Source organism: Pseudomonas sp. Irchel s3b6 (assembly GCF_900187415.1).
In the GTDB taxonomy this organism is placed as follows: Bacteria; Pseudomonadota; Gammaproteobacteria; order Pseudomonadales; family Pseudomonadaceae; genus Aquipseudomonas.
On record NZ_FYDM01000019.1, the window covers coordinates 54,464 to 68,835 of the forward strand.

Consider the following 14,372-nt stretch of genomic DNA (forward strand, 5'->3'; position numbering starts at 1 on the left):
TCATCAAGGTCACAAAGCATCAACCCCGCAAAAAAGCAGACATCTTTAAGCAAGGTGCAGCTGCCAGCATCCAGCTTCCTCTTTTTCCAAAGACTGTCCGCCATGCCTGTGTTCAAGCGCTCCCAAGCACTGTTTCGCAATACCGCACTGCTGCTGACCTTGACCTACCTGTACGGCTGCACCAACCGTAACACGGCCGACACTTCAGCTACCTGCGCCCAAGTCAGCTACCCGCTGCATGACCCGGCCGAGCAGGTTAACCGCGGTATTTTCTCGTTCAACCAGGTGATCGATGAGTACGCCATCGCGCCGGTCGCTCGCGGTTATGGCTACACGCCGGATTTCTTCCAACTGGGCATGCATAACTTCACCACCAACTTCAACGAACCCACGGTGTTCATCAATGACCTGATGCAAGGCAACGGCAAGCGTTCACTCAACACCCTGGGCCGCTTCACAATCAACAGCACGGCCGGCCTGCTGGGGATGATCGACGTGTCCGACTCGCTGGCGATCCCGCGCCACACCTCGGACTTCGGCCAGACCTTCGGTGTGTGGGGCATCGGTGCCGGGCCGATCGTTGAAATGCCGGTACTGGGCACCGCCAACAGCCGCGACGCGGTCGGCAAGGTACTGGCCGCGGCCTTCAACCCGTTCGGCGACAACAGCGACACCGCCGAAACCCTGACCACCGTCGCCAGTGTCGGTGGTGTGATCGACAAGCGCGCCGCGGCATTACCGTTGACCGATACCCTGGCCCAACAACCGGATTACTACGCAGCCCTGCGTGACATCACCGCCGAAAAGCGCGCCAAATTCGTGCAGGAAGGCAAACTGGGCGAGTCCGACCCGCAACAGCAACGCTGCGAAGAAACTCCAACCGATGCCACGTGACACCCAATCGCTGGTGCTTGAGCAGCGCCAAGTCAAACGCACCCATACCCACCTGCACGGCAGCGAAACCAGCCTGCAGCTGTCCGATGACAAGCGCGAGTTGATCCTCAAGCGCTACATCGAAGTGTCCAGCCCCGAAAGCGTGCAGTGGGTGGAACGCAGTCATCGGGTGCCGGTGGCCACTCTGATGCGCTGGATAATCGCCCACGGCGAGGAGCAAGCGGTGGAGCAAGGCAATGAAGTGCCCGCCCACCGATCGGCGGTTTGAACCCGCTACCCGGCCAGTCCTGCTTTTGCTCACCCTCCCCTTTCAGCGCCCTGCCGGCGGCATCATCCGCTGCCTGCATCCTCTTGCTTTAGCGCCCCAAGCCCTTACTATCGCTGATTCACTCGAAGCGTCGTCCCCGCGGCACCGACGCCTGCCCTGCGCCTTGAAAGGACTCAACGATGAACAAAACCCGGATTGCCACTGCTGTCCTCACGGCCTTACTCGGCAGCGCCCAGGCTCAGGCCGCCACCACGCCGGCCGCCGATAAGGCGGTACCCGTGACCGTCGACAACTTCATCCGCGCCGAATCGGACATGTACGTGGGCGCGCTGACCCAGCAAGGCGGCCTGGGCAAACTGCTGCACCATCGCGAAGCCGCTTCGATCGAACACCAGACCGTCATCCGCCTGAACCGCGACACGCTCTACTCCTCCGGGGTGTTCGACCTCGACGCCGGGCCAGTGACCATCACCCTGCCGGAGCCGGGCAAGCGCTACATGGCACTGCAAGTCATCAACCAGGACCACTATGTGCCGAACGTGTACTACGGCGCCGGCAGCTACACCCTGACCCGCGAAAACGTCGGCACCCGCTATGCGGTGACGGCCATCCGCACCTTGGTCGACCCGGCCAACCCGGACGACGTCAAACAGGTGCATACACTGCAGGACGCGATCAAGGTCAGCCAAAAAGCCCCTGGTTCGCTTGAGTTGCCGCAATGGGACGCCGCCAGCCAAAAGAAAGTGCGCGATGCCCTGCTGGTACTGTCCTCGACCATCCCCGACTTCAAGAAAGCCTTCGGCACCCGGGACACCATCGACCCGATCCGCCACCTGCTCGGCTCGGCGTCCGGCTGGGGCGGCAACCCGGACAAGGACGCCACTTACCTGAACGTCACCCCGACGCAAAACGACGGCAAGACGGTGTACCGCCTCACCGTCAAAGACGTGCCCGTGGACGGTTTCTGGTCCGTGAGCCTGTACAACCCCGAAGGCTACTACCAGCCCAACCCGGCCAATGCCTACACCCTCAACAACCTCACCGCGAAGAAAGCCGATGACGGCTCGATTGCCATCCAGTTCGGCGATTGCCAGGCGACGACCGTCAACTGCCTGCCAACGGTTGCGGGATGGAACTACACCGTGCGCCTGTACCGTCCGCAGGCGTCGATCCTGAACGGCACCTGGACATTCCCCGAGCCGGTTGCGGTCAAATAATCAGTTGATGCGGGGCTGGTTGCCGGCCCCTTTTTTCACGTGCGCATATGTAAGCCTGGACATATTTCTGCGGGCCGGCTGCGGTATCATCGCCGGCTAATTTTCGCCAAGAGCCCCACCCCCGGATGTCCATGCCCGCCCTGCCCCTCGAGACTCAATCACCTCTACCCGCCGTGTTGGTCGGCCCGCTCCTGCGGCGCCTGGAACCGACGCGCCTGGTGCTGTGGCTGGTGGGATCGCGAGCGCTGACGTTGACGTTGCGCCTGTCGACAGGCGGCGACATCGCGCTCGACGCTAGCCGCTGCCAGGTGATCCCGGTCGGCAGCCAGGCCTTTATCCACCTGATCGACGTCAACCTGGACACTGCCCTGCCCTGCGACGTAGCGATTGAGTACGACCTGTTGATCACTCAGGCCGATGGCACGTCCAGCGGTATCGCCGAGTGGGCACCGCACCTGATGTATGGCGATGCGCAGCAGCCGAACTTTGTCCTGCGCAGCCGCATTGATCAGATACTCCACGGATCCTGCCGCAAACCTCACCATCACGCCCGTGACGGCCTGCTGTGTGTCGACCAACTACTGGCGACCAACCCTGTCGCCGAGCAACGACCGGCGCTGTTGATGATGAGTGGTGACCAGGTCTATGCCGACGATGTGGCAGGGCCGATGCTGCGGGCGATTCATGCCTTGATCGAGCGCCTGGGTCTGTTCGGTGAGCACCTGGACGGCGCGGTGGTGAACGACAGCGCTGCGCTCTACGGGCACCCGGCCAGCTACTACCATCGCGCCGATCTGCTGCCGGCGCTGTCGAGCAACGACACCCTGCGCGAGCGGTTTTTCGGCGGGGCGCGCAAGCCGATTTTCACCAGCAGCAGCGCCGACAATCATCTGGTGACCTTCGCCGAAGTCATGGCCATGTACCTGCTGGTATGGTCGCCAACTCCCTGGACGCTGATCGCCCCCCAACCGCCGGCCCTCACTGCGCCGCGAAAGGAGCGCTATGCCCTAGAGCAGGTGCGGATCGATGCCTTCAAGGAGGGGCTGGGCGGCGTGGCACGGGTGTTTGCGCACTTGCCGTGCCTGATGATCTTCGATGACCACGACATCACCGACGACTGGAACCTCAGCGCCCAGTGGGAAGAAACCGCCTACGGCCATCCATTTTCCAAGCGCATCATCGGCAATGCCCTGATCGCCTACATGCTGTGCCAGGGCTGGGGCAATAACCCCGATGCACTCACCGCGCTTGTGGATAAAACCCACGCCCTGAACGCCCGAGACGGTTACCTGGACAGCGCCGCGCAAGACGCGCTGATCAGCGACCTGCTGAAGTTCCAGCAGTGGCATTACGTGCTGCCGACCACGCCGGCGCTGGTGGTGCTCGACACCCGCACCCGTCGCTGGCGCAGCGAGTTCAACCTCAAGCAACCCTCAGGGCTGCTCGACTGGGAAGCCCTCAGCGAACTGCAACAGGAACTGCTCGACCACCCCTCGGCGATCATCGTCTCCCCGGCTCCGGTGTTCGGCGTCAAGCTGATCGAGACCGTGCAGAAAGTCTTCAGCTGGTGCGGTTATCCACTGCTGGTGGATGCGGAAAACTGGATGGCCCATCGTGGCGCGGCGCAGGTGATCCTGAATATTTTCCGGCACTCGCGCACGCCGGGTAACTACGTGATTCTGTCGGGCGATGTGCATTACTCGTTCGTCTACGAAGTACTGATCCGTCATCGCACCGCCGGCCCGCGCATTTGGCAGATCACCAGCAGCGGTATCAAGAACGAATTTCCGCCCAGCCTGCTCGAATGGTTCGACCGTCTCAACCGCTGGCTCTACTCACCGCGCTCGCCGCTCAATTGGTTTACCAGGCGCCGGCGCATGCAGGTGGTGCCCCATGTGCCGGAACACGCACAAGCCGGCGAGCGGCTGTGGAATTCGGCGGGCATTGGCCAGGTGTTCTTCAATGAACAGGGCCAGCCGCAGGCGATCTACCAGCACAATGCCAATGGCTCGCCGAAAACCCGGATGGCGCCGCCGTCCCAGGACTGACCGTCAGTATCATGGATACCAAACAGTGCCTGCGCGACAGGAGCGAGGTCATGCCTCTCCTCGCCCAGGCACAGACCACCCGCTGAAGTTCACCGCTTACGAAGGATACGTATGCTCACACGGAACAAGATGGTCCCCGAACTGATGGTCAGCGATCTCCAGCAGAGCCTGGATTTCTGGACCACGCTGATTGGCTTTCGCATCGCCTACGATCGCCCTGAAGAGGGTTTTGCCTACCTCGATTTCGACGGGGTGCAAGTGATGCTCGAACAGCACGACCCACTGGAGGGCCAATGGCAGACGGGGGCACTGGAAGTGCCCTTTGGCCGCGGCATCAACTTCCAGATGACCGTCGATGCCGTCGAGCCGATTCTGCAGCGTTTGGCCGAAGTCCAATGGCCGCAATTTCGCCCGTTTGCCGAAGCCTGGTATCGCTGCGGTGCTGTTGAAGTGGGCCAGCGTGAACTGTTGGTACAAGATCCGGACGGCTACTTGTTGCGCCTGGTCCAGGAACTGGGAGAGCGACCCGCCCGGTAGCCATCGGCGGCCTGATGATGACCGCGAGGCGGTGCCTGGGATACACCGCTTTCGCTTAATCCAAAAGATGATCATTATTTCACAGTCATCAACCCGGACCGCGAACACTCCATACTAATATAAATAACTAACCACTAAACTTAATGCATTAAATCTGACACACTACCAATGCCACTCACGATATAAACACAACACCAAACCTGAAACTTCCAGAACTCGCCAGCATGAGACTTAGCGGCTGTCAGGCACTCACCCCACTGCCACAAAAATCAGCCCTGACGCGCCCTTACGCTTTTATCAATTTATCAAAAATGTTTATTTATAATCAGTAAACATTGACCTCCCACGCCTCCCCCCTCCTAATTAACCGAGCCAGGCAGTCTGAAACCTGCTGCCCGGAAAGCACCTTGGCATGCAAAAAAATCGAGCATGCAAAACGCAACAGCGACGCAGCCCATAAAGCGCTGAGCTACGCTTTCTGCACATTGAACATTCATTCACTCTACAGCCTCCACCCGATACGCTGCGCAACCACACAGGGAACGATCAATGCTCAGAGATGTTTTAATTATTCTTACAGCATCGTTGGTAGTCATTGCACTGTTCCGACGCCTGAACCTGCCACCGATCCTCGGCTACCTGTGTGTCGGGTTGATCGTAGGGCCGCAGGCACTCGGCTGGGTGAGTGATTCAGAGGGTCTGCCCTACCTGGCGGAACTGGGTGTGGTGTTTCTCCTGTTTTCCCTGGGCCTGGAGTTTTCGCTGTCGAAAATGCTCGCCTTGCGCAAGGTGGTCTTCGGCCTGGGCAGCCTGCAAGTCATCATCTCCAGTGTGATTTTAGGCGGGGCCTTGTACATGGCGGGCTTGCAGGCGAGTGGCGCTGTGCTGCTCGGGGCCGGCCTGGCATTGTCCTCCACGGCCATTGTCAGCAAGGAGCTGACCAGCCTGGGCGAAGTCTTCAGCCCCCACGGCCAGAACGCGATTGGCGTATTGCTGTTCCAGGACGTGGTTGCGGTGCTGTTGCTGACGATGGTACCGGTGTTTTCCGGAACCTCCGGGCAAGCCTGGTACTGGGCACTGCCCATCACCTTGGGCAAGACGGTCGTGCTGTTCGTGGGCTTGTTCCTGATCAGCCGCTGGCTGCTGCCGAAACTGTTCCATGAGATCGCCGCCTCCCGCTCCGCCGAGTTGTTTGTGCTGCTGGCCCTGGTGATTGTCATGTTGACGGCCTGGCTGACCCATTTGCTTGGGCTCTCGCCGGCGCTGGGCGCGTTTCTGGCCGGCATGCTGCTGGGAGAAAGCAGCTATCGGCACCAGATCGAAGCCGACATACGCCCTTTCCGGGATATCTTGCTGGGGGTGTTTTTTGTCAGCATCGGCATGCTGATCGACCTGAGCATCTTCCAGAGCCACTGGCTCTTGATCATCGGTTTGACCCTGGCGTTGCTGGTCACCAAGGGCGTGGTCGTTGCCGTCATCCTCCGGCTCAATGGCAGCAACAGCGAAACGTCCTGGCGCAGCGGCCTGGCATTGGCTCAGGGCGGTGAGTTCTGCTTTGCCCTGATGACGCAAATGCAAGCCAACAGCCTGGTATCCAAGGAACTGAGCGGGCTCTTGCTGACCGCGACCTTCTGCTCGATGGTGGTGACCCCCCTGATGCTGCGAGTGGCCCCGGCCATCGCCAAGCGCCTGCACCAGACGCCGAACGATGAGGTCAACATCGATGAAATCGCCCTGCAAAGCCAGGAACTGCACGGCCATGTGATCATCTGCGGCTACGGTCGCGTGGGGCAGGCCATTGGCCGAGTCCTGATGGGTGAGCAACACCGGTTTGTGGCGGTCGATGATAACCCTGAGCAAATCCAGAACGACGCCGCCCAGAAGAATGTCCACTACGGTGACTCACGACGCCCCGAGTTATTGGCCGCCCTGGGTCTGAATCGCGCGCGCCTGGTGGTGATTGCCATCGACGATGCGGACGCCGCCATGACCATCATCCAGGCCATCAGGCACATCAACAGCACCATCGACATCATTGTCCGCACCCAGGACGACAGCCAGACCACCGAGTTGAAAGCGGCCGGTGCCACCGAGGTGATTCCGGAGGTACTCGAGTCGACCCTGACACTGGCCGCCCACACGCTGATCATGCTGGGCACTCCCAAAGAACGCGTACAACTACGGGTGGACGACGTCAGACGCAACCGCTACCACTTGCTGTAATCCACATCAAACCCGCTCAACAGTCGGTGATAACGGGCGCACTCAAGGATTGAGTGCGCCCTTTGAACACGCCAGCACCCGACGTTGTGAAGGTGACAGAAATAACCATTTTTTAGCGCCTGCATGATGCCGCCCGACATAGCGGCCAAGGCATTACGCACCCACGATTTCCTCAAGGCTAAAACATGCAAACCCCTGCCCCCCTGAAGCACGCCGAAACGCAGCACTGCAAAGATTGCAAGTTAGCCCCCCTATGCCTTCCTCTCTCGCTCAACAGTGAGGATGTCACCTCATTGAACGAGATCATCAAGCGCGATCGCCCGTTAAGAAAAGGTGATTACCTGTTTCGCCAGGGCGATCCCTTTACCTCTATTTATGCCATCCGTTCCGGCACGCTGAAAACTTCCAGCCTGAACAGTAATGGCGAAGAGCACATTATCGGCTTCCATTTGCCAGGCGAACTGATCGGCTTTTCCGGCATGGATATAAACGCCTACACCTCAAGTGCCCAGGCACAGGAAACCACCACGGTGTGCGAAATCCCCTTTGATCAACTGGAGAAGTTATCGGAGCGAATTCCGAAACTGCGACGCCAGTTGATCCACATCATGAGTCGGGAAATCCGTGACGATCAAAAAATGATGCGGCTACTGGCCAAGAAAAATGCCAACGAACGCCTGGCGGCCTTTCTGGTCAATCTGTCCCTGCGCTTTCACGCCAATGGTTACTCGGCCAATCAGTTTCGACTGAGCATGACCCGCAATGAAATCGCCAACTACCTGGGCATCGCCACCGAGACCGCCTGCCGCACCTTCACCCTCTTGCAACAGCAAGGGCTGATCGCAGCGCAGGGCAAATGCATCCAGATCATCGACACCACATCGCTGTGTGAACTGTCCAACCGGTAAGCGCTGCGGGTTCATCCAGGCCCGGCCGTGTTCCTGGAGAGCTGCAGCGGTGTGATCCAACTACAGGGATTCCAGACCACCATCACTCGGATCAGACCTACAGGGTTTGAAGAAGCGTCTTGAAGACGGCAAAGGTGTAGAGAGGGCTTAATCGAAACTGCTCAGGGAGCAGTTTCGATTTCCCGGACCACTCAGGGGTGCCACCTTGCAAACATGTACTCATTTCTGTACGTTCTTCGTATCAAGCGAGGACAAGACGATGCAGACCATCAATTACACCCATGCGCGCGCGCACCTCTCGGAAACCATGGATCGCGTCAATGAAGACCGCACCCCGCTGCTGGTAACCCGGCAAAAGGGAGAACCCGTGGTGATGATTTCCCTCGCCGAGTACAACGCGCTGGAAGAAACGGCCTATCTGCTCCGAACGCCAGCCAACGCCGAGCGCCTGATCAAGTCGATCCATAACCTGCGGGCCGGGAAAAGCAAGCCAAGACAGCTCATCGAAGAATGAACATCCTGTTCACTCCCGAAGCTTGGGAAGATTACCTCTGGTTTCAGCAGAACGATAAAGCCGGACTAAAGCGGATCAACCTGTTGATCAAGGCAACCCAGCGAGCCCCCTTTACCGGTCCCGGCAAGCCTGAGCCACTCAAACATAACCTGAGTGGCTTCTGGTCACGGCGAATTACTGCCGAGCATCGCCTCGTCTATTGCGTTGAGGGCGACGGTTTACAGATCGTGATGTGCAGATACCATTACTGAACGCTTACCAGCCGCCCTATCCCACGGACAATCATCTCCACCTCGCGCTCATCAATCGTCAGCGGCGGTAGCAGGCGAATGGTTTTACCCCGTGTCACATTGATCAGCAGCCCGTGGTCGCGGGCGGCGATGAGGGTCAGGTCGCGAATGGGTTGGGCCAGTTCGATGCCGATCATCAAGCCCTGACCACGGATCGCCAGCACGTTCGGGTGATCATCGAGTTCGGCGTGCAGCCGAGCCAGCAGCAGTTCGCCCTGGCGCCTGGCGTTTGCCAGCAGCCCTTGTTCTTCAATGATCTCAAGCACCGTGCAGCCGACCCGACACGCCAGCGGGTTGCCGCCGAAGGTGCTGCCGTGGCTGCCGGGGGTGAACAGCTCGGCGGCTTTGCCACGGGCCAGGCAGGCGCCGATCGGCACACCGTTGCCCAGGCCCTTGGCCAGGGTCATGACGTCCGGCACGATGCCTTCGTGCTGAAAGGCGAACCATTGCCCGGTACGGCCGATGCCGGTCTGGATCTCGTCGAGCATCAGCAGCCAGTTGCGCCGGTCGCACAGGCCACGCAGGGCTTTGAGATACCCGGTCGGCGCCAGTTGCACACCGCTTTCGCCCTGAATCGGCTCCATCAGCACCGCCACGATGCGTTGCCCATAGACCTGGTGAGCTTTATCCAGCGCCGCGAGATCGCCAAACGGCACCTTGAGAAAATCCCCCGGCAACGGGTGAAATCCCAGGCGCACCGCCGGGCCGTCACTGGCGGACAGCGTGCCAAGGGTGCGGCCGTGAAAGGCGTTTTCCATCACCACCACCAGCGGCTGTTCGACCCCTTTGTGCCAACCGTACAAGCGTGCCAGCTTCAGTGCGGTTTCATTGGCTTCGGCACCCGAGTTGTTGAAGAACACCCGCTCCAGGCCGGACAGTGCGGTGAGCTTTTCCGCCAGCCGTTGCTGCCAGTCGATGCTGTACAGGTTCGACGTGTGCAGCAACAGACCCGCCTGTTCAGTGATCACGCTGACCACCCGCGGGTGCGAGTGGCCGACATTGGTCACGGCCACGCCCGCCACCGCATCCAGATACTCACGGCCGGCCTGGTCCCACAGGCGGGTGCCCAGTCCCTTGGCAAAACTCAAGGCCAGTGGTTGATAAGTGCTCATCAGGTGGGTAGCGGTCATGGCATCAAGCTCCATCAGGTGTTGGTTTTTTTGCAGTATCGTTAGCCACCCGAGCTGGATAAACGCTGTATAACTTCAATCATTTTAAAGCTGAGCTTGATAATGGATTTATTCCTGGCGATGTCGGTTTACGTGAGCGTGGTCGAGTCCGGCAGCATGACCGCCGCCGCCCGGCAGTGCAGCCTGTCGACCACCATGGTGGGCAATCACTTGCGCGCCCTGGAGCAACGCCTCGGGGTCAGCCTGATCAATCGCACCACCCGCCGCCAACGCCTGACCGAGTTCGGCGCGGCCTATTACGAGCGCTGCCTGGAGGTGCTGGGCCTGGTCCAGGAGAGCGAACGGCTCGCCGAACAGGTCCAGGGCGAACCCAAGGGCCTCTTGCGCATTACCGCCCCGCCCAGCTTCGGTTCGGAGTGCCTGGCACCCGCCATGCATCTGTTCACCCAGCAATACCCGGAAATCCGCGTGGATGTGGTGCTGAGCAACCAGGTGGTGGACCTGATCGACAACAGCGTCCACGCCGCCATTCGCCTGGGCACGCCAGAGCCGTCGGGGCTTATCGCCCGGCCGCTGCAGGATTTCACCCTGACTATCTGCGCGGCACCCTCGTACCTGGAACGACGGGGCGTGCCCGCCCTTCCCGCCGACTTGAGCCACCACGCTTGCCTGGCCTACGCCTATCCCGCAGGCGATGAATGGAGTTCGATGGGAAAACAATGGCTGTTGACCGGCCCTGAAGGCGAGGTGCAGGTGCCGATCAGCGGCCCGATGGTGATCAACAGCGCACCGGGGCTGCTCCAGGCCGCCCGGGCCGGCATGGGTATCGTCATGCTGCCCGACGCCCTGGTGCATCAGGACCTGCGTGAAGGCAAGCTGGTCGCGCTGCTGCAGGATTACCAACTGCCGAGGCGGCCGATGAACCTGGTCTACGCGCCAGACCGCTACCGCTTGCCGAAGCTGCGCAGTTTTGTCGAATTCGCCTTGCAGATGTGGGGCAAGCGGAGTGGTTGATCAGTCGCCTTTAGAGGCTAATGCCAGTCAGTTAAGCGAACGCCGACCTTTGTGGAGCAGCCGGTCGACACTCGAGTGCTCGCGATGGACGTTAACGATAACGCGTATTGCCTGATTAAACGCGCGGCCCTTGAGTTCATCGCGAGCACGCTCGCGCCTACACATGCGACTCCATCTCCTTAACTGACTGGCATTGGGCCTACAGGCCTGCCTTCACCAACACCGGCTTGTGCGAATAACGCTCGGGGTACAACTGTTTGAGTTGCGCCACTTTCGGCAGGTCGTTGATCACGATGTAGGGATACGTCGGGTGCTCTGTCAGGAAGTCCTGATGGTAATCCTCCGCCGGATAGAAACCGTTGTAGGTTTCCAACGTGGTCACGATCGGCTTGCTGAACGCACGGGCCGCGTCCAGTTGGGCGATGTAGGCCTGGGCGACGGTTCGTTGTTCCGTGCTTTGCGCAAAAATGGCCGAACGGTACTGGGTGCCGGTGTCCGGCCCCTGGCGGTTCAGTTCGGTGGGGTTGTGGGCCACCGAAAAGTAGATTTGCAGCAAACTGCCGTAGCTCACCTGAGTGGGATCGAAGGTCACTTTCACCGCTTCGGCGTGACCGGTGTCGCCCTCGCTGACGCGCTCGTAGCTCGCGCTGTCAGCCGTACCGCCGGCATAACCGGAGACGGCACTCTGCACGCCTTTGACATGCTGGAACACCCCTTGTACCCCCCAGAAGCAACCACCGGCGAACACCGCGGTTTCGCTGCCAGTCTTGGGGGACTCATCAAGGGCGGGGGGCGCGATGATGACCGCGTCTTCAGCCACGCCGAAGGAAAACCCCAGGCATTGACCGACGACGCCGGCAAACGCCAGCCCCAGCAGGGTTTGACGCCAGCTGAATCGGGTTCTCATGGTGTCCACTCCTCAATGCTGAAAATACAAAAGCCGTGTTCAACCGAAGGTAAAGGCATAGGCCGAGACGCCGGGGTCGAGGAATTCGATGCTGAATGTGCGCTCTGCGACATCGCCGGGTTGACGCACCAACTGGTACAACCGTTGTTCGGTCACGCTGCCACTGCCATCCGGGGCGACATCCATGCCGTGAGCATCACCCGGCGCCTGGCCGTCGACCGTGACTTTGAAGCGCACCGGCTTGCCCTCCACGCCAGGTCCCAGCACCAGGTGCAGGTCTCGGGCATGGAAGCGGTAGACAATACGGCTGCCCGCAGCCGCCGAGGTGGCATGCTCGGCGCCAACGTTCCATTGCCCGTCCAGTGCCCAGTCGTTGAGCGCCAACAGCGCCGGCACCTTGTAGTCGGCTACCGCGTCGGGCGTCAGGCTCGCTGCGGGTACGAAATGCGCCAGGCGCTGATAGCCCACATAGGTTTCCGGTGACTTCACTTCACTCATCCGCGCCTCCCGCTGCATCCCTTGGGCACTGACGCTGATCAAGCCATCGGGCACCGTCGAAGCGCCGGCTTCGCGCAACAATTGTTGAATCACCCGCTCCGATTCGGCGTAGTTGCCCTCACCAAAATGGTGGTAACGAATGCGTCCCTGGGCGTCGGCAAAGTAATGAGCCGGCCAGTACTGGTTGTTGAAGGCCCGCCAGATCGTGTAATCGTTGTCGAGGGCCACCGGATAGTTGATGCCCAGTTTCTTCATGGCCCGGGTCACGTTATCGACGTCACGCTCGAAGGCGAATTCCGGTGCGTGCACACCGATCACCACCAGCCCCTGATCGCGGTACTTCTCAGCCCAGGCTTTGACGTACGGCAAGGTGCGCAGGCAGTTGATGCAGGAGTAGGTCCAGAAATCCACCAGTACCACTTTGCCCTTCAACGCCTGCGTGGACAGTGGCGGTGAGTTGAGCCACTGCACGGCACCGTCGAGGGACGGCAGCGGGCCTTCAATCGGCAAGGTGGTCGCGCCAGTGGCGGTCCTCTTCATCGCGCCACCGGCGGCCATCATCCTGGCGCCCGGTTGATCGCTGGCGGTCGGCAACTGCGCCATCATCGCCCCGCTGCCACCGGGTGACTGGCTGGCCAGTCGGGTGACCAACGCCTGTTCAAGGCCTCCCGTCGACGCGGTCGACAGCCGCGCCAGGACCCCGGTATCCAGGCCCAGCGCAATGGCAGCTACACCGGCGAGCATCGCTGCGCCCAGCCCCCGGCGCAGCCATTCACCGGCACCGATCGAGCGCTTCATCGCCGCGTACACTTTACCGCCCAGCAACAGGGCGACCGCCAGGGAGGTGGCGGCGCCCAAGGCGTACGCCAACAGCAGCAAGGTGCTGCCGATGTTGGCCCCTTGCAGTGCCGCGCCGGTCAACACCAGCCCGAGGATGGGGCCTGCGCACGGTGCCCAGAGCAGGCCCGTGGCGACTCCGATCAGCAACGAAGCGCCGGGACGCGGCCGGGCATCGGCGCCGGCCGCCTGCGACAGGCGACTGCCGGCGGCCACCAATGGGCGCGTCCAGCGTTCGGCCAGGCTTGGCAGCAGCAACGCCAGCCCGAACAGTGCTACGAACAGCAACGCGAGCCAGCGACCGTACTGATTGAGTTGCACCACCCAGGCACCGCCCACCGCGGCCAATGAGGCGACGAGCGCGAAGGTCAGCGCCATCCCCAGCAACAGTGGCAAGCCACTCTTGATGAACGGCTGCCCGGTGCGAGCGAAGACAAAGGGCAGTACCGGCAGAATGCATGGGCTGACGATCGTCAGCACACCACCGAGATAAGCGAGAACCAACAGCCACATAGTGATGACCTGCCTGCAAGTAAGAGAAGAACCTGAGCATGGGATCAGGCCGCCAGTGGTTCGAAGGTCAGCGCCAGGCCGTTCATGCAATAGCGCAGACCGGTCGGCGGTGGCCCATCGTTGAATACATGGCCCAGGTGCCCGCCGCAGCGTCGACAGTGAACCTCATCGCGCACCATCCCGTAGGAACGATCCTGGCGCGTGGCCACGGCGTTGGGCAGGGGCGCCCAGAAACTCGGCCAGCCGGTGTGGCTGTCAAACCGGGTGCTCGATGAAAACAGTGGCAGCGCACAACCGGCGCAGGCAAAGGTGCCGTCGCGATGTTCGTTGTTCAGCGCGCTGCTGTAGGCACGCTCGGTGCCCTCCTCGCGCAGGATCTCGTACTGTTCGGCGCTGAGCATGGCGCGCCATTGGGCCTCGGTGTGGTTGACCTCGAAGGTTTCGCCCGCGCTCGCCTCGCTGATCAGTGCCGTGGGGGCCAGTAGCCTTGGCAGGGCACCGAGCGCCAACCCCGCAACACCCAGGCCAGCGCCTGCCAGAAGAATCTGTCGCCGTGAATACATGGCCCTCTCCC

14 protein-coding genes are annotated in these 14,372 nt (G+C 61.0%); 10 read left to right on the forward strand and 4 right to left on the reverse strand.

Features of this window, described 5'->3' with window-relative positions; translation table 11 throughout:
* Positions 1–102 precede the first annotated feature (102 nt).
* The 9 genes from CKW07_RS22630 (at position 103) to CKW07_RS22670 (ending at position 8,860) form a co-directional block, all read left to right on the forward strand.
* Positions 103–894, forward strand: coding sequence for a VacJ family lipoprotein (locus tag CKW07_RS22630; protein ID WP_095147123.1), 792 nt, complete (start codon positions 103–105; stop codon positions 892–894).
* Positions 884–1,162, forward strand: a complete 279-nt coding sequence (locus tag CKW07_RS22635; RefSeq protein ID WP_095147124.1) for a hypothetical protein — start codon at positions 884–886, stop codon at positions 1,160–1,162. The genes CKW07_RS22630 and CKW07_RS22635 overlap by 11 nt, the downstream gene beginning before the upstream one ends.
* 179 nt (positions 1,163–1,341) lie before the next feature.
* Positions 1,342–2,379 (forward strand): DUF1254 domain-containing protein, encoded by a 1,038-nt coding sequence (locus CKW07_RS22640; RefSeq protein WP_095147125.1) that lies wholly within the window; start codon positions 1,342–1,344, stop codon positions 2,377–2,379.
* Between the two features lie 125 nt (positions 2,380–2,504).
* Positions 2,505–4,427, forward strand: a complete 1,923-nt coding sequence (locus CKW07_RS22645) for an alkaline phosphatase D family protein (RefSeq protein ID WP_371850670.1) — start codon at positions 2,505–2,507, stop codon at positions 4,425–4,427.
* Between the two features lie 111 nt (positions 4,428–4,538).
* On the forward strand, positions 4,539–4,964 hold the full coding sequence (locus tag CKW07_RS22650) for a VOC family protein (protein ID WP_095147126.1): 426 nt from the start codon (positions 4,539–4,541) through the stop codon (positions 4,962–4,964).
* A 549-nt stretch (positions 4,965–5,513) separates the two neighbouring features.
* On the forward strand, positions 5,514–7,187 hold the full coding sequence (locus CKW07_RS22655) for a monovalent cation:proton antiporter-2 (CPA2) family protein (protein WP_095147127.1): 1,674 nt from the start codon (positions 5,514–5,516) through the stop codon (positions 7,185–7,187).
* Between the two features lie 185 nt (positions 7,188–7,372).
* A complete protein-coding gene (gene fnr, locus CKW07_RS22660; RefSeq protein WP_095147128.1) occupies positions 7,373–8,095 on the forward strand; it encodes a fumarate/nitrate reduction transcriptional regulator Fnr in 723 nt (240 codons plus the stop codon).
* A 259-nt stretch (positions 8,096–8,354) separates the two neighbouring features.
* Positions 8,355–8,609 carry a type II toxin-antitoxin system prevent-host-death family antitoxin gene (locus CKW07_RS22665; RefSeq protein ID WP_095147129.1) on the forward strand — a complete coding sequence of 85 codons (255 nt, stop codon included), beginning with the start codon at positions 8,355–8,357 and terminating at the stop codon, positions 8,607–8,609.
* The gene (locus CKW07_RS22670; RefSeq protein WP_095147130.1) at positions 8,606–8,860 is read left to right on the forward strand and encodes a Txe/YoeB family addiction module toxin; all 255 of its coding nucleotides are present in this window, start codon (positions 8,606–8,608) and stop codon (positions 8,858–8,860) included. Before CKW07_RS22665 ends, CKW07_RS22670 begins: the two co-directional genes overlap by 4 nt.
* On the opposite strand, the gene CKW07_RS22675 is transcribed toward CKW07_RS22670, so the two are convergent.
* Positions 8,854–10,044: an acetylornithine transaminase gene (locus tag CKW07_RS22675; protein ID WP_141234473.1), complete on the reverse strand. Its 1,191-nt coding sequence runs from the start codon at positions 10,042–10,044 to the stop codon at positions 8,854–8,856. The genes CKW07_RS22670 and CKW07_RS22675 overlap by 7 nt on opposite strands.
* An 87-nt stretch (positions 10,045–10,131) precedes the next feature.
* On the opposite strand from CKW07_RS22675, the gene CKW07_RS22680 reads away from it, so the two are divergent.
* Positions 10,132–11,043: a LysR family transcriptional regulator gene (locus CKW07_RS22680; protein ID WP_095147132.1), complete on the forward strand. Its 912-nt coding sequence runs from the start codon at positions 10,132–10,134 to the stop codon at positions 11,041–11,043.
* A gap of 199 nt (positions 11,044–11,242) precedes the next feature.
* Here the strand turns inward: CKW07_RS22680 and msrA are convergent, their stop codons facing one another.
* Genes msrA through msrB form a run of 3 tightly spaced genes read right to left on the reverse strand, consistent with a single transcriptional unit; the run spans position 11,243 to position 14,361 of the window.
* Positions 11,243–11,950, reverse strand: a complete 708-nt coding sequence (gene msrA / locus CKW07_RS22685) for a peptide-methionine (S)-S-oxide reductase MsrA (protein ID WP_095147133.1) — start codon at positions 11,948–11,950, stop codon at positions 11,243–11,245.
* A 39-nt stretch (positions 11,951–11,989) separates the two neighbouring features.
* Entirely contained in the window at positions 11,990–13,798 is a 1,809-nt protein-coding gene (locus CKW07_RS22690) for a cytochrome c biogenesis protein DipZ (protein WP_095147134.1), read from the reverse strand.
* Between the two features lie 44 nt (positions 13,799–13,842).
* A complete protein-coding gene (msrB, locus tag CKW07_RS22695) occupies positions 13,843–14,361 on the reverse strand; it encodes a peptide-methionine (R)-S-oxide reductase MsrB (protein WP_095147135.1) in 519 nt (172 codons plus the stop codon).
* Positions 14,362–14,372 lie beyond the last annotated feature (11 nt).

Bases quoted from the DNA above. Each gene is read 5' to 3' on its own strand.
- msrB (WP_095147135.1), bottom strand. From the start codon at position 14,361: ATGTATTCACGGCGACAGATTCTTCTGGCAGGCGCTGGCCTGGGTGTT.
- CKW07_RS22680 (WP_095147132.1), top strand. From the start codon at position 10,132: ATGGATTTATTCCTGGCGATGTCGGTTTACGTGAGCGTGGTCGAGTCC.
- CKW07_RS22665 (WP_095147129.1), top strand. From the start codon at position 8,355: ATGCAGACCATCAATTACACCCATGCGCGCGCGCACCTCTCGGAAACC.
- fnr (WP_095147128.1), top strand. From the start codon at position 7,373: ATGCAAACCCCTGCCCCCCTGAAGCACGCCGAAACGCAGCACTGCAAA.
- CKW07_RS22640 (WP_095147125.1), top strand. From the start codon at position 1,342: ATGAACAAAACCCGGATTGCCACTGCTGTCCTCACGGCCTTACTCGGC.
- CKW07_RS22635 (WP_095147124.1), top strand. From the start codon at position 884: ATGCCACGTGACACCCAATCGCTGGTGCTTGAGCAGCGCCAAGTCAAA.
- msrA (WP_095147133.1), bottom strand. From the start codon at position 11,950: ATGAGAACCCGATTCAGCTGGCGTCAAACCCTGCTGGGGCTGGCGTTT.
- CKW07_RS22675 (WP_141234473.1), bottom strand. From the start codon at position 10,044: ATGGAGCTTGATGCCATGACCGCTACCCACCTGATGAGCACTTATCAA.
- CKW07_RS22645 (WP_371850670.1), top strand. From the start codon at position 2,505: ATGTCCATGCCCGCCCTGCCCCTCGAGACTCAATCACCTCTACCCGCC.
- CKW07_RS22655 (WP_095147127.1), top strand. From the start codon at position 5,514: ATGCTCAGAGATGTTTTAATTATTCTTACAGCATCGTTGGTAGTCATT.
- CKW07_RS22670 (WP_095147130.1), top strand. From the start codon at position 8,606: ATGAACATCCTGTTCACTCCCGAAGCTTGGGAAGATTACCTCTGGTTT.
- CKW07_RS22690 (WP_095147134.1), bottom strand. From the start codon at position 13,798: ATGTGGCTGTTGGTTCTCGCTTATCTCGGTGGTGTGCTGACGATCGTC.
- CKW07_RS22630 (WP_095147123.1), top strand. From the start codon at position 103: ATGCCTGTGTTCAAGCGCTCCCAAGCACTGTTTCGCAATACCGCACTG.
- CKW07_RS22650 (WP_095147126.1), top strand. From the start codon at position 4,539: ATGCTCACACGGAACAAGATGGTCCCCGAACTGATGGTCAGCGATCTC.